The following is a 13977-nucleotide window of genomic DNA, read 5'->3' on the forward strand; positions in this document are numbered from 1 at the left end:
TTGTCACATAAGCTACTAGGAGAGTAGGAAGAGGTTGGCGGTGCACCCAGAGTTGCGTGGCTTGCGATTTTTCGGCGCGCGCTGGAAGGCGCGGCCCCTTGCCTCCCAGATCCTCGTGTGGTTGCTCTGCATCCTCTTTGTGACAGTCACGTTGGGCGCGCTTCTCTACACCCAGATCAGCAACCAGACCCTCGAGGACCAATACCGGCTCCGGGCGCTGGGGATCGCCACGACGGTGGCGCAGATGCCGGAAATCGTGACGTCCCTGGGGAACGGAGATCCCACGCACTCGATTCAGGCGATCGCGAGCAAGGTCCAGTCCCAGGCACAGCCGGACTACGTCGTGGTCACCGACCGGAAAGGTGTCCGGTACTCCCACCCGAATCCAAACCTCATCGGGCAGACCTTGGAAGAACCCGTCGCAGTCCTCGACGGGCAGACCCATGTCGGCATCGACAAAGGCAGCCTCGGCGACTCAGTCAACGCCAAGGCGCCGGTGCGCGCGGCAGACGGGACCGTCGTCGGGCAGGTTTCAGTGGGAATCCTGGAGACCACCGAAAGCAGCGAGCTCACCAAACAGGTGTTGCTGATTGCCGGCTATTCAGCCGTTGTGCTCGTGATCAGCGCCATGGGTTCTGCCCTGCTGGCGCGCAGGATCAAGAGGGTCACCTTCGATCTCGAACCGGTGGAGATCGCGTCCCTGTTGCAGGAGCGCGAAGCCTTGCTGCACGGCATCCGCGAAGCGATGATCGGGTTCGACGACGACGGCCGGGTCACCGTCATCAACTCCGAAGCGCGCTCCCTGCTCCACTTGGAAGAAAACGTGCTGGGGGAGAAGATCGAGGATCTGCTGCCGGCCGGGAGGCTGCGTTCCCTGTTGACCGGACAGATCAGCGGAACCGACCAGATCGTCATCACCGAGGACGCCCTGCTGGTGGTGAACCGGATGTCCGTTGCCTTGGCCGGAAGGAGCATAGGCTCGGTGGTCACCCTGCGCGACCGCACCGAGGTTGAGGGGCTGGTGCGAGACCTTCGCTCTGTCGAAGGCCTCATGGAGGCCCTGCGCGCCCAGGAGCACGAGTACGCGAACCGTCTCCACGTGGTGGACGGACTCCTGGAACTCGGAGATGTGGACCAGGCGCGGAATTTCGTCTCGCGGATTTCGGACACCTCGCGCTCGCTGGGCGAAGGCCTGCGCTCGCGGATCGAGCCGCCGGAGCTCGCGGCTTTGCTGCTCGCGAAAATCACCGTGGCTGCTGAGCAGGACGTCACGATATCGGTCACTGACGACTCGCAGCTGCGCCAACCGTTCCTCGAAACGCAAGCGCTGCTGACGATCGTGGGGAACCTCCTCGACAACGCTGTCGAGATCCTCGCCGAGCAGCCCACGCCCCGTGAGGTGAGCATCCAGTTGGACGATTCCTCGGGCATTTTCATTTGCGTGACCGACAATGGGCCCGGTGTCCCCGCAGAATTGGTGGGCACGATCACCGCCGACGGGTTCACCACCAAGGAACCGCGGCCGGGAATGCGACGCGGGATAGGCCTTGCGCTGGTGAGCAGGATCGTTCACCGTGCAGGAGGCACCATGGATGTTTTCCCGGGCCCCGGGGGACGCTTTGAAATCTGGTTGCCGGAACCCCACATGGAATCCGAAACCCCGGTCATGACAGGACAATCAATCGAATGATCCGTACCTTGGTGGTCGACGACGACTTCCGCGTAGCCCGCATCCACGCAAGCCGCGTGGCCAAAATCGAGGGATACGAATGCGTCGGCGAGGCCCACACCGCGGCAGAGGCCAGGGAAGCCGTGCAGCGGCTCAAACCGGACCTTCTTCTCCTCGATGTCTACCTCCCCGATGAAGACGGAATCAGCCTGTTGCGGTCCCTTCAGGGGGCCGGGGAAAAACTCGACGCCGTCATGATCACCGCCGCGCGCGACCTTGAGACCGTACGGGCCGCCATGCGCGGGGGAGCGGTGTACTACCTCGTCAAGCCGTTTGGCTTCGAGCAGCTGCAGACCCAGCTCGAAGCATATCGGCGTTGGCGGCAGGAGGCGGAATCCCGGACGGTGGCCGACCAGGCGACCGTTGACCAGCTGTTCAGCCTGCGCCGGACGGCTCCGCCCTCCAAAGCGACCCGGCGGCTGCCACCCACGATGCAAAAAGTCCTCGACATGGTTGTTCATTCCACGGAACCCTTGGGTGCCTCGGAGATCGCGGGCAGCGTCGGAATCAGCCGCCCTACGGCGCAGCGCTATCTCAGTGAACTCGAACGCAAAGGACTCGTTGACCTGCATTTGGCCTACGGATCGACCGGGCGGCCGGTGAACACGTACTTGCCGCGCAAGGGTTGAGGGCGGCGGCGGGATATGCTGCAGACGCGGAGCTCGCTCCGCTGGGTCGGCGTCGAGCGCCGTTGGGGATTCTTGGGGGAGAAAGTGAAAATTTGGAGCCTGGCCGTCGTGGCCGCGACCGCGTTCGCCTATCTGGGCGCTGTGCCTGCGATGGCGGCACCTTCGGACGTTCTTGACGTGGGCGGGGTGCCCGTTGGCGTGGTGGTCGGTCCTGACGGCACTGCGTATGTCGGCAACTACGGAGCGGCCGGCGGCATCAGCGTGATACCTCCCGGAGCGGTCCGGCCATCCCGGACCATCAGCACGGGAGGGTTCACGTCAGGCCTGGCAATGGCCCCGGACAGCACCCTGTACGTCGCTGAACGAGACAGCGCCAGCAATCAGTACGACGTGGGCGTCATTCCTGCCGGCGCGACCGGTGTCGCGCGACGAATTCCGGTTTCCAGCGGGAGCCATCTGATCGCCGCCGGACCTGACGGGACGATCTATGTTCCGAACTCGTTGGAGCACACCGTGTCGGTCATCGCGCCGAACGGATCGACCGTGGACCGGACGGTACCTGTCGGAGAAGGACCGGTGGAGGTCGCGGTCACGAGGGACGGCACCGCGTTCGTAGCAAACCAAATCGCGGGGACTGTCTCGGTCATTCCTTCCGGAGCGAGCGCCGTCTCCCGGACCATTCAGGTCAGCGCGACGTCAGGAAGCACAGAGAATCCCCACGGGATCGCCGCGGGCCCTGACGGAACAATTTATGTCACCAACATCAGTTCCAATCAGCTCGCGGTCATCAAACCGGGCGCTGACACGGTCGCATACCGTATCTTCGTCCCGGGAGGACCCCAAGAGGCAGTCGTCGGCCAGGACGGTACCGTCTTTGTGACCACGGTCCAAGACCGCGTGTTGTCAGTCATCCCGCCGGGCGCAACAGCTGTGGGATCCGCCATCCCAACTGAGAAGAACTCCGGGCATCTGGCGGTGGCCCCGGACGGGACGCTCATCGTGACAAGCCCGGGCAGCGGTATCGGTGACGGCTCGGTGTCCCGTTACGCCGCGGTTGCCCCGGGCGCAACAACCTCCACAGCCTCGAAACCCGCCGTCCCCGGAACGCCATCGGGCGTCGGGACTCTCAGCCCCTGGAGCATCATCACCGCAATCGGCGGCGGCGCCGCGATAGTGGCAATCGCCGTCGCGGTCTTCATCGTGGCCGCGGGACGCCGCAGGAGATCCGCCCTTGGCGACCCCAGTAAGCCTCGATCTGCAACCTAAGGGTTGCTCTTTCTTTCAGTTACTGCAACCCTTTAGTTGCAGTAACTGAAAGAAAGGACCAGAATCATGACTATGACTGCAAACCAGGCCTCCGTCGTCGACGCCGGCGAATTCACCGTGAGGCGCACCATCACCATCGCGGCACCCATCGAGAAGGTGTGGGCTGCGATCACCGAAGCCGAGCACATTGCGCGCTGGTTCGGACAAACCGCCGTCCTTGACGAGGTGGCCGTTGGAGGCCGCGGTGTCTTTTCTTTCGAGGGATACGGCGCCTTCCCGGTGCTGATCGAGGAACTCGACCCGCCGCGAACGATCGCCTACCGCTGGAGCAACGACGACGCGCGCGGCACCCGGCCGGCCGAGGTCGACCCTGACCACTCGACCGTGTTCCGCTTCACGCTTGAAGTGCTCGACGGCGGAACGCAACTCACCGTCGTCGAGACCGGCTTCGACACGACGAGCGATCCGGCCTTCAACATGGAGAGCCACCGCCAAGGCTGGGACTCGGAGTTGGACGAACTGGCCGCTTATGTCGAGGGTGGGTCGTGACCACGAGCACCCTGGTTCCAGTATTCGCCGCGCTCGGAGACGAGACGAGGTGGAGCATTCTGGCTGCCCTCGGCGAAGGCGACGCATCGGCGTCGGCCCTCGCCGGGCGGCTCCCGGTAACGCGACAAGCCATCGCCAAGCACCTCGCCGTGCTGCAGGAGGCCGGGCTCGTTGAATCGCTGCGCGTGGGCCGCGAACTGCGCTACAGGGTGCTCGGCTCGCAACTGAGCGAAACGGCACGCAACCTCGACCGCATCGGCGCCGAATGGGACCGCCGCCTGTCCACTATCAAGCAGATCGCGGAAGGACTGTAGTTCTTCGGAGCAGAGTGCTCTACGTCGAACGCCGGTTGCGCGCCTGGTGCGCCAACTGGATGAAGCCATAGATGAAGACGGCCTCGATAAGCACCATCAACGCCAGCCAGAGCACCTCGCCCGTGCCGATGAAGTCGATGATCCCGACGAGGACAAGCACGGTGCCAAGGACCAGCGCGTAGACGGCGAAACCCAGGGCCACTCGTGCGCTCCGCACGCCCGTGCGGAAGCCAAAGCCCAAGGGTTCTCCTCCGGGATAGCCTTGGACGCGATCGTGTCCTGCGGGCTTGAGCCTGTCGAACTCATCCCAAGGATCCTGATCCTGATCGGCCATGGCTCCATTATCCCGCGAATGGGGCCGGGTGGCTTGGGGCTTCGTCACCGTGTCAAGGCGTGGCCACATGCGTCACATTCGGGAAACGCTCGGGAAGGCCGTGAACAATGGGGGCCATGATGCCCGAAGAAGTCACCGCTAGCCCGCGGGCCAAGGACACCGTAGCTGTTGGCGATCAACTGCAAAACGCCGTCTCACGAGCCTCCGCCTCGAAAGTACCCGAGGTCACCGTCTTGTTCTGGGTCGTGAAGATCCTCACTACCGGGATGGGCGAAACGACGTCCGATTTCCTGGTGCACCGATTCGAACCCGAGATCGCCCTGGGCCTCGGGTTCGCGGCATTGGCGATTTCGCTGGTCCTGCAGTTCCGCGTCCGCCGGTACATCCCCTGGGTGTATTGGACCGCCGTCGCGATGGTCAGCGTGTTCGGGACCATGGCTGCCGACGCAGTCCACGTCGGACTTGGCGTCCCCTATCTGGCGTCGACCCTCTTCTTCACCGTGGCGCTCGCTGTCGTCTTCCTGCTTTGGCACCGGAGCGAGAAGACCCTCTCCATCCACAGCATCACCACCCGGCGTCGGGAGCTTTTCTACTGGGCTGCGGTGCTGACCACGTTCGCGCTCGGAACGGCGACCGGAGACCTGACCGCCTACTCGCTGGGCCTGGGCTACCTTGCCTCGGGCATCATGTTCGCGGTTGTCATCGCCATCCCGGCGCTGGCCCACTGGCGTCGCCTGCTGGCGGCGATCCCCGCCTTCTGGTTCGCGTACATCCTGACCCGTCCCTTGGGGGCGTCCTTCTCTGACTGGACCGCTGTTTCCCCTGACCGAGGGGGACTCGACTGGGGCACCGGCCCCGTCAGCCTGGCCCTCGCTGCGGCGATAGCCGTCCTCGTCACGTTCCTGACCATCAAGTGGAAGCGTGCCGAAAAGTAGGGATTTCCGGCTTCTTATGGTTGTTCGTATGTCCTGACATATTTGCGTTAATTCTGTCTGCGGTTCACCACGGATTCATGGGGGAAGACCCGCTCCTTCACCTTGCCCTTGGAAGGTAGTTCCTGCACTTGGGGGACTTTTCGAGACAAGATGAAGGAACACCCATGACCAACCGCTTTCTAGCAGCGGCCGCCGTCGCCGTCGTTGCAGCCACCGCTGTGACCGGCTGCGCGCAAAGCAGTACTGCTTCGGCGCAGAACAATGGCGCCAGCGCATCTCCGGACAAGACGATCACCGTGTTCATCAGCGGGGACACGAACGTCCAGAACTTGTGGGAAAAGAGCCTCGTTCCCGCCTTCGAGAAGGCCAACCCCGGCTACAACGTGAAGGTCACCCTCGATCTGCACGGCGAGCACGATGCCCAGACCCTGGCGAAACTGACCAGCGCCACGGAGCAGAACAAGGAACCTGATTTCGACCTCGTGGACGGCGGCTTTGTCTCCAAGGCCTCTGCGGCCAATCTGCTGACCTCCGTGAGCTCGCAGACGATTCCGGCACTGAACGATGTACCGCAGGATGTCATCAAGGCCGGCGGCACCGGTGGCATCCCGTACCGCGGCTCCGCGGTGCTCCTCGCATATGACACCAAGACAGTTGCCACTCCGCCGAAGACCCTCGACGATCTGCTCGCCTGGATCAAGGCAAACCCGGGCAAGTTCACCTACAACTCGCCCAAGTCGGGAGGGTCCGGTGGCGCATTCGTTGCCACGGTCCTGGACAAGTTCGTTCCCGCCGACGCCCGCGCCAAGATGACGGTGGGCTACGAGAAGGACCTCGAGAAGTACTGGGACCAGGGCTTCGCGACGTTGAAGGACCTCAACTCATCCGTCTTCCAGAGCGGTGTCTACCCCAACGGCAACCAGCAGACCCTTGACCTGCTCGCCAAGGGACAGATCTCCATGGCCCCGGTGTGGTCCGACCAGTTCATCACCGGCCTGACCAATGGCCAGATCCCGTCCACCGTGAAGGCCACGCAGATCAGCAACCCGTCCTTCACCGGCGGTGCCGCCTACCTCGGCATTCCCAAGTCCTCGCCCCGCCAGGAAGCGGCACTGAAGCTTGCCAACTTCGTCCTCTCTCCGGACGCGCAGACCATGATCATCAAGGACATGTCCGGTTTCCCGGCCATCAGCCTGGACAAACTGCCGGCTGACGTGAAGGACAAGTTCAAGGACGCAGACACCAACAACCTGCGCAAGGGCTACTTCGACCAGATGGGCAAAGACCTGAACAACCTCTGGGACCAGAAGGTTCCCGGCCAGTGACAACCACGCTTCACAAGCCGGCGGAACTGGAACAAACAGTTCCGCCGGCCCGTACCACGCGCCCTAAGCGCCTGGGCCAGCGCGCCGTCGGATTCTTCATGGCCCTGCCGCCGATCCTGCTGATCGCGATCTTCGTCGGCTTCCCGATCGTGCTTGCCTTCGGCTTCAGCATCGGCCTCACCGGTGGGTTGAACCACACCATTGCCACCATTGGCCAGAACGTGCACGAGGCGGACTCATGGTGGGGAACGCTGGCGGCATACCAGGAGATGTTCACCAACAAGCGTTTCCTCGGAGACCTTCTGGTCACGGTCATCGTGACGCTGGCCAGCACGGCAACGGTCATCTTCCTGGCCCTCGGCATTGGGCTCTACCTCAAGCTCAAGGGCGGTCGAATGGCCCGGCTCCTCTCCGGACTGGCGATCGTGCCGCTGTTCATCCCGGTGGTCATCGCCTCGTGGGCGATCCTGACCTTCTACTCCGGCACGGGTTTCCTGCGGAGCGTTTTTGCCCTGTTCGGGCTTGACTTCCCGGTATGGGCTTTCACCATGGTCACGGTCATCATCGGCTCGGTCTGGACGTCGCTTCCGTTCGCCGTGCTCATGGTCTCCTCCGGACTGCAGTCCGTGCCGAACGCCATGATCGAAGCAGCCCGCGACGCCGGTGCCGGCTCCTTGCGCACGATCGTCTCGGTGATCGTTCCCATGGCGGCAGTTCCCATCATCATCGCGACGACGTTTACGGCCATTGGAATTGTTGGCTCGTTCACGGTGCCGTACTTCACCGGGCCCAATTCACCGAACATGCTCGGAGTGGACATGTCCAACTACTTCTCTGCCTTCAACCAGCCCCAGCAGTCCGCGGTCATGGCCTTCACTGTCTTCCTGATCGCTTCCGGAATCGCCGCGCTCTACGTGTGGGCAAACTTCCGCTCGGCCAAGGAACAGGGGAAAGCCTGATGGCTGTCACTACTGCCTCACGCACCCGCCGGCCGCTCACGCTGGGCTCGATTGTGCGCGGTGCCGTCGTGGGCCTGTTCGTGGTCCTTATGGTCGTGTTCATCCTCGGCCCCCTGCTCTGGCTGGGCGTCCGCGCCTTCGCGGGCAACTGGACCTTCCCCAACCTCCTTCCCGACGACTGGACGCTGCGCTGGTGGCAGGTGGTGGTCAACGACGGCGCGCTCGGCATCGCGGTGCAGAACTCGTTGTTCTTCGCCCCGCTGACGGTGCTCGTGTCCGCGATCATCTGCTTGCCCGCCGCCTACGCCTTCGCCCGCTTCGATTTTCCCGGCCGACGCTTCTTCCTGATCAGCCTTTTCGCGACCAACGCCTTTCCCAAGATGGGCTTGTTCGTTACCCTTGCGGCGCTCTTCTACGCCTTGAACCTGATGAACACGGTGCTGGGAATCCTCGTGGTGCACGTGCTGGGCACAGTGGTCTTCATGACGTGGATCCCGGCTGCAGCGTTCGCTGCCGTGCCGCGGAACCTTGAGGAAGCAGCCCGCGACGCCGGAGCCTCCACATTGCGCGTGTTCGCCTCAGTGACTCTCCCCATGGCACTGCCCGGGATTATCGTCGCGGCCGTGATGTCCTTCCTGGCGTCCTTCGACGAAGCGCAAGGAACGTACTTGGTGGGTGCCCCGGCGTTCATGACCATGCCGACCCAGATGTACAGCCTGGTGCTGAACTACCCCACCCAAGTGGCCGCCGTGTTCTCGATCCTGCTGGCCATCCCCTCCGTGGCCCTCATGCTCGCGGCGCACAAGCACATCCTCGGCGGCCAGCTCGCCGAAGGCTTCCAGATCAAATAGCGCCCCGCGCTCAATGTCAGACAGAGAACCTACCCATGACAATCCATGAACCATTGACCGAACTGCCCGCCAGCCCCACAAAGCCGGGCACACCGGCGTCGGGCGGTGGCCTGGCCATCCGCGGCCTCCACAAGGTCCTCGGCGGCCGCACCATCATCGACAACCTCGATCTCTCGGTCAAGGAGGGCGAACTGGTGTCCTTGCTGGGGCCCTCCGGCTGCGGCAAGACGACCACGCTGCGCATGATCGCCGGCTTCCTGGAACCGGACTCCGGCTCCATCGAGGTGGAAGGCCAAGAGGTATCGCACCTCGGCGCGGAGAACCGCCCCAGCGCGATGGTGTTCCAAAACTACGCGCTGTGGCCCCACATGACCGTGGCCAAAAACGTCGGCTTCCCGCTGAAGCTCCGCAAAATGTCCAAGGCGGAGATCAAGGACAGGGTGGAAGCCGTCCTGGAGCTGGTCAGCCTTTTGCATCACAGGGATTCCAAGCCCGCCCGCATTTCCGGCGGCGAGCAGCAACGCGTGGCTTTGGCCCGGGCACTCGTTCAGGAGCCGAAGCTCTTGCTCCTGGACGAACCCTTGAGCAACCTGGACGCGAAACTGCGGGTCAAAGTGCGTGAAGACATCCGCAAGATCCAGCAGGAACTGGGCATCACCACGGTTATCGTCACCCATGACCAGGAAGAAGCGATGTCCATGTCCGACCGCATCGCCGTCATGAATGCTGGCCGGATCGAGCAATACAGCACACCGGAAGCCCTCTATGCCCGCCCGGAAACCGAGTTTGTGGCCACGTTCATCGGCAGCATGAACCGCATCGAAGGCTCGCTCAACAACGGACTTATTGCCACGGGCCCGGACATTCTCGGGATCCGACCCGAGGACGTCATCCTGGCGGACGCGCCCTTCGCGGGTGCGGTTCCGGCGACGGTCGAAAGGGTTGTCCCGCGCGGACACTTCCAGGAAGTGTACGTGCGCAGGGCCGACGCCCAGCTCCGCAGCTTTGTCAGCGGCGAGCCCATGCGGCCAGGCCAACAGCTCTATGCCGGCATCCGCAAGGCCATGACCTTCCGGGACGGACGCCTGGTAGCAGAGGCAGGTGCCTCACTGTGAGCAACACCATTGACACCACAAGGACCCGCGCCACGGCCCATCGCGGCGACTCCAGCAAACATCTGGAGAACACGCTGCCCGCCATCGCCTCTGCCGTCGACGCGGGTGCGGACCTGGTGGAGGTGGACGTCCGGGTCACGAAGGACGGGCAGGTGATCCTGCTCCACGATGCCTCCCTGCTCAGGATCTGGAGCCTCGACGCCGACGCTGCAGACGTCGACTATGACCGCATCAGGCAACTGGGCGCCGGCGAGGAGCGGATTCCCCTGCTTTCCGAAGCCATAGAGCTTTTCCGCGGCCGCCGGTCAACCTTGCTCATCGACATGGACGAGCCCGGCCCCGCAGGGGCGGCTGCCGCCGTCGTGCGCGAAAGCGGCATCGAAGTGGCCTGGTGCGGGAACCTGGACGGAATGCGGATCATCCGTGCCCTCGACCAGGACGCCCGGATTTGGCTGCCCTGGAGCAAGAGGACGGCCCCGCCGGACGAGCTGCTCGCCGAGCTGAATCCCGAGTTCGTCAATTCCGAGCACGTGGTCCTCAGCAAGGACATGGTGGAACAGATCCACGCCGCGGGGGCCAAAGTTGCGTGCTGGACCATTGATGATCTCGAAACAATGCGCTGGGCCTTGGGACTCGGCGTGGATTCGATCACGAGCAACCAGCTGGACCTGTTGCAAAGCGCCATCGCCGAAGACCCGCAGGTGTGGGATTCGGCCCGGGCTCCCGGGGGACTCGCCGGAGATGAAGTTCTTGAGTCCCGGAAAGTCGCGTTGGAGCTGGCCGAATGGGTCGTCGGGTACATGCGCGACGCCGATCGCGGCCAGGTCTCGACCAAGGCGCACCCTGCCGACCTGGTCACGGAAGTCGATGTCGCCGTCGAGCGCCACGTCCGCGAAGTGATTGCCGCCCGCCTTCCCGGCCACACAGTGGTTGGCGAGGAAATGGGTGGAGTCGCGGTGCCCGGCGCACCATGTTGGTACCTTGACCCGGTCGACGGGACGACCAATTACGTAAACCGGATTCCGTGGACGGCCTTCTCGCTTGCCTTGGCTGTGGACCGCAAGCCAGCTGTCGCCGTCGTCGTTGATCCCTGGCGAGGCGAGATTTTCGAGGGGTGGGCGGGTCACGGCGCCTGGCTCAACGGAATACCGCTAGCACTGGCTCCCGGGGGGAGTTCGACGGCGGCCCTGGCCGGAACCGTGGTGGCGACCGAACTCGCGGGACACCTGCCGTGGCCCGGGATGCTGGAACTGCTCGCGGAGCTGGGCGAGCGGCACTGCATCATGCGGATCATGGGTTCGGCGACCATGACGGTGGTGGGCGTAGCCGCCGGGCGCGGCGCGGGGGCGATCATCGGGAGTTTCAGCCCGATCGACCACCTGGCGGCGACGCTTATTGTTCAGGAGGCTGGAGGCGTCGTGCTCAACTCCGAAGGCGAGATGGACACGTTCCCGGAACAGGGCGGGGTCCTTGCCGCCCGTCCGGAATACGCAGCCGAGCTTTACGAATTGTGGAGGCAGGCGCATGCCGATGCGGGAGACTGAGCTCCTCTCCGCGCTCGACCGGCGGAGCCGCTTCGAACCGCTCGGGGAGATCCGCCTCGATTTTCCGACCCACCACCCGCAGGGCATGGCGTTCGCCAGGGGACTGACGTTCTTGTCCTCCGTTGAGATCCTCGATGCGCCGCGCCCCGCGGCGGATCCCGCACTGCGCACTCCCGGACGGGGGAGCGGGCACGTGTTCGTCCTCGGACCGGACGGCGGGCTGCTGCGCGATATTCCCGTGGGAGAGGACGCCGCGTATCACCCCGGTGGTATCGATTTCGACGGCGACCACGTGTGGGTTTCCGTCGCCGAGTACCGGGCCGCGAGCAGAAGCATCGTCTATACGATCGATCCGGACACCTTCGAGGTCAGCGAGCGGTTCCGTGTGGACGACCACATCGGTTGGATCCTCCGCGATCCCGGACTGGACCTGGTGTTCGGCGGAAGCTGGGGTTCCCGGCAGCTCTACACCTGGGACACGGACGGGCGGCTGCTGGATCAGTGGGAGAACCCCGGGCACTTCGTCGACTACCAGGATGCCCAACTCCTGGGCCCGGGACTCCTGCTGTGCAGCGGTATTTCCCTCTTGCCGGAGGCCGATGGCGGTGTCCTTGAACTCGGAGGACTGGCGCTGGTGGAACCGGTTCGGAGAAGAGTCAGTCGGGACGTGCCCATCAGCGTGTTCAGCGGCGCGGGTCACGTCATCACCCGCAACCCTGTCACCGTCACCTCGGATGAATCCGGACTGCTGATTCACGCTGCTCCGGATGACGGCCACGACGACGGCGGCACGCGGATACTGAGCTACAGGATCATTTAACACGGCTGTGACAGGGCGGAAACGGGTCCTGAATGCGGCCTCGGTAGTTTGGCCGCATGATCGTCTCCATCATGTCCAAGGTGAGCGCCTGGATCGAAGCTGCCTACTTCTACGACGCCGCCGAGCTGGGGGCCTCCGGAGCTACCGAAACCACCCGCTACGGCTGGCTCCCGGCCCTCAGCGGTGTGGCCATCGCGGACGCTCAGGCCAGGAAAATGCGGGCTGGGGAGTAGCGAAAACCCCGGGATTCCGGGGTTTTTACGTGGCCAAATGTCTCGTTGGACACACTATTCGTTGATGGCGTGTACTATGCCCTAAACTGCTTCACTGAGGTGCCTGAAATGGCACTATGCAGCAACGAAAGTGAACCACAACAATGGCTACCGATTACGACGCCCCACGCAAGACCGAAGAAGAGTCTCCCGCCGAATCGCTCGAGGCCCTTCAGGCATCGCGCGGCTCCGGTGCCCAGACTGCTGTGATCGACATCGACGAGAACGACACAGCCGAAGGCATCGACCTTCCGGGCGCCGATCTGTCCGGTGAAGAACTGACCGTCATCGTTGTCCCGGAGCAGTCCGATGAATTTACGTGTTCATCGTGCTTCCTGGTCCGTCACCGGTCGCAGATCGCGCTGGAAAAGAACGGCCTCAAGTACTGCCGCGAGTGCGAAGGCTAAACCCCGCACGCAAAGCAGCCCCGCACGACTGGAATCCAGCAACACCACACCAGCCGGGTGGGGCTTTTGCATGTCACGCCCAGCAGACTTTTGGCAGATCGTGCCCGCACCTCGCGACCCCTCAGCAGTAACCCATCCGGCGTCGTTATCCGGGATAACGAACGGGGGCGCGAAACAGCGCCAAAGCCCGGGAAAGACGCAGAATCCAGGCTGCGTCATCACGTCCCCGTGACCCTTCGCGATCTCCACTAACGGTTGGGGGCCGAAGCGGAAACGAAGCCACCGAAAGGTCCCGGACACTCCTACGCTTTGAGGTATCGGATCTCTCAAGTATCTAAGGGGAGTGGGTCCCGGTGAGAAGGTTTCACGCGTGGTTGGGAACAGTGTTAGTGGCCGTCGGGCTCGGCCTCGTGGCTCCGGGACCAGCGTCCGCCGCTCCGTATTGCGGGATTGTGTGGGGATCGCTGGCGAAGTCCAACCCGGCGCTGGCCCAGGCACAAGTGGTCAATGTCAGGACGGGCCCGCAACCATGCTTTGACCGCCTGGTGATCGACCTGAACGGCGCCGTTGCCGGCTACTCGATCCGTTACGTTCCACAGGTACTGCAGGACGGCTCGGGACTTCCCGTTGACCTGAGAGGCAATGCGTTCCTGCAAATCACAGTCAACGCACCGGCGTACTCCGCCGGCGGCAATGCCACGTACACCCCGGCCGACAAGAACGAACTGACGAACGTCTCAAGCTACAGGACCTTCCGTCAGCTGGCCTTCGCGGGCAGCTTCGAGGGATACACCAGCCTTGGCCTGGGTCTTCGCGCCCGCCTCCCGTTCAGGGTCGTCACTCTGGCCGGTCCGGGAACGGGATCGCGCCTGGTGATCGACGTCGCGCACATGTGGTGAAGCAACCACAAGAGAAGCCCTGCCCCGGG

The 13977-nt window shown here is 63.7% G+C and carries 16 protein-coding genes; 15 read left to right on the forward strand and 1 reads right to left on the reverse strand.

The genetic code is table 11. The annotated features are described in order from the left end of the window. Window positions 1-61: 61 nt before the first annotated feature. The 5 genes from KNN17_RS06960 (at window position 62) to KNN17_RS06980 (ending at window position 4487) form a co-directional block, all read left to right on the forward strand. Entirely contained in the window at window positions 62-1690 is a 1629-nt protein-coding gene (locus tag KNN17_RS06960; RefSeq protein WP_241708070.1) for an ATP-binding protein, read from the forward strand. Then, window positions 1687-2358: a response regulator gene (locus tag KNN17_RS06965; RefSeq protein WP_241708071.1), complete on the forward strand. Its 672-nt coding sequence runs from the start codon at window positions 1687-1689 to the stop codon at window positions 2356-2358. Before KNN17_RS06960 ends, KNN17_RS06965 begins: the two co-directional genes overlap by 4 nt. A gap of 84 nt (window positions 2359-2442) precedes the next feature. Further along, entirely contained in the window at window positions 2443-3624 is a 1182-nt protein-coding gene (locus KNN17_RS06970) for a hypothetical protein (RefSeq protein WP_241708072.1), read from the forward strand. Between the two features lie 66 nt (window positions 3625-3690). Next, window positions 3691-4173 carry an SRPBCC family protein gene (locus KNN17_RS06975; protein ID WP_241708073.1) on the forward strand — a complete coding sequence of 161 codons (483 nt, stop codon included), beginning with the start codon at window positions 3691-3693 and terminating at the stop codon, window positions 4171-4173. Continuing rightward, the gene (locus tag KNN17_RS06980) at window positions 4170-4487 is read left to right on the forward strand and encodes an ArsR/SmtB family transcription factor (protein ID WP_241708074.1); all 318 of its coding nucleotides are present in this window, start codon (window positions 4170-4172) and stop codon (window positions 4485-4487) included. Before KNN17_RS06975 ends, KNN17_RS06980 begins: the two co-directional genes overlap by 4 nt. Before the next feature lie 19 nt (window positions 4488-4506). On the opposite strand, the gene KNN17_RS06985 is transcribed toward KNN17_RS06980, so the two are convergent. Then, window positions 4507-4821 carry a hypothetical protein gene (locus tag KNN17_RS06985; protein ID WP_241708075.1) on the reverse strand — a complete coding sequence of 105 codons (315 nt, stop codon included), beginning with the start codon at window positions 4819-4821 and terminating at the stop codon, window positions 4507-4509. Window positions 4822-4937: 116 nt separating this feature from the next. On the opposite strand from KNN17_RS06985, the gene KNN17_RS06990 reads away from it, so the two are divergent. The 10 genes from KNN17_RS06990 (at window position 4938) to KNN17_RS07035 (ending at window position 13948) form a co-directional block, all read left to right on the forward strand. Then, window positions 4938-5756: a COG4705 family protein gene (locus KNN17_RS06990; RefSeq protein WP_241708076.1), complete on the forward strand. Its 819-nt coding sequence runs from the start codon at window positions 4938-4940 to the stop codon at window positions 5754-5756. 164 nt (window positions 5757-5920) lie between these two features. Then, window positions 5921-7081, forward strand: coding sequence for an extracellular solute-binding protein (locus tag KNN17_RS06995; RefSeq protein WP_241708077.1), 1161 nt, complete (start codon window positions 5921-5923; stop codon window positions 7079-7081). After that, entirely contained in the window at window positions 7078-8040 is a 963-nt protein-coding gene (locus KNN17_RS07000; protein ID WP_241708078.1) for an ABC transporter permease, read from the forward strand. Before KNN17_RS06995 ends, KNN17_RS07000 begins: the two co-directional genes overlap by 4 nt. Beyond that, window positions 8040-8891, forward strand: coding sequence for an ABC transporter permease (locus tag KNN17_RS07005; protein WP_241708079.1), 852 nt, complete (start codon window positions 8040-8042; stop codon window positions 8889-8891). The genes KNN17_RS07000 and KNN17_RS07005 overlap by 1 nt, the downstream gene beginning before the upstream one ends. Before the next feature lie 35 nt (window positions 8892-8926). Beyond that, window positions 8927-10006 carry an ABC transporter ATP-binding protein gene (locus KNN17_RS07010; RefSeq protein WP_241708080.1) on the forward strand — a complete coding sequence of 360 codons (1080 nt, stop codon included), beginning with the start codon at window positions 8927-8929 and terminating at the stop codon, window positions 10004-10006. Continuing rightward, window positions 10003-11550: an inositol monophosphatase family protein gene (locus KNN17_RS07015; protein ID WP_241708081.1), complete on the forward strand. Its 1548-nt coding sequence runs from the start codon at window positions 10003-10005 to the stop codon at window positions 11548-11550. Before KNN17_RS07010 ends, KNN17_RS07015 begins: the two co-directional genes overlap by 4 nt. Then, window positions 11537-12370, forward strand: a complete 834-nt coding sequence (locus KNN17_RS07020) for a DUF6454 family protein (RefSeq protein WP_241708082.1) — start codon at window positions 11537-11539, stop codon at window positions 12368-12370. The genes KNN17_RS07015 and KNN17_RS07020 overlap by 14 nt, the downstream gene beginning before the upstream one ends. A gap of 56 nt (window positions 12371-12426) precedes the next feature. Then, complete coding sequence (locus tag KNN17_RS07025) at window positions 12427-12603, forward strand: hypothetical protein (protein ID WP_171983423.1); 177 nt, start codon at window positions 12427-12429, stop codon at window positions 12601-12603. A 143-nt stretch (window positions 12604-12746) separates the two neighbouring features. Next, entirely contained in the window at window positions 12747-13049 is a 303-nt protein-coding gene (locus KNN17_RS07030) for a DUF4193 domain-containing protein (protein ID WP_078106360.1), read from the forward strand. A 353-nt stretch (window positions 13050-13402) separates the two neighbouring features. Beyond that, window positions 13403-13948 (forward strand): AMIN-like domain-containing (lipo)protein, encoded by a 546-nt coding sequence (locus KNN17_RS07035; protein WP_241708083.1) that lies wholly within the window; start codon window positions 13403-13405, stop codon window positions 13946-13948. Window positions 13949-13977 lie beyond the last annotated feature (29 nt).

It is taken from the genome of Arthrobacter bambusae, from assembly GCF_022606295.1.
Lineage (GTDB): Bacteria > Actinomycetota > Actinomycetes > Actinomycetales > Micrococcaceae > Arthrobacter > Arthrobacter bambusae_A.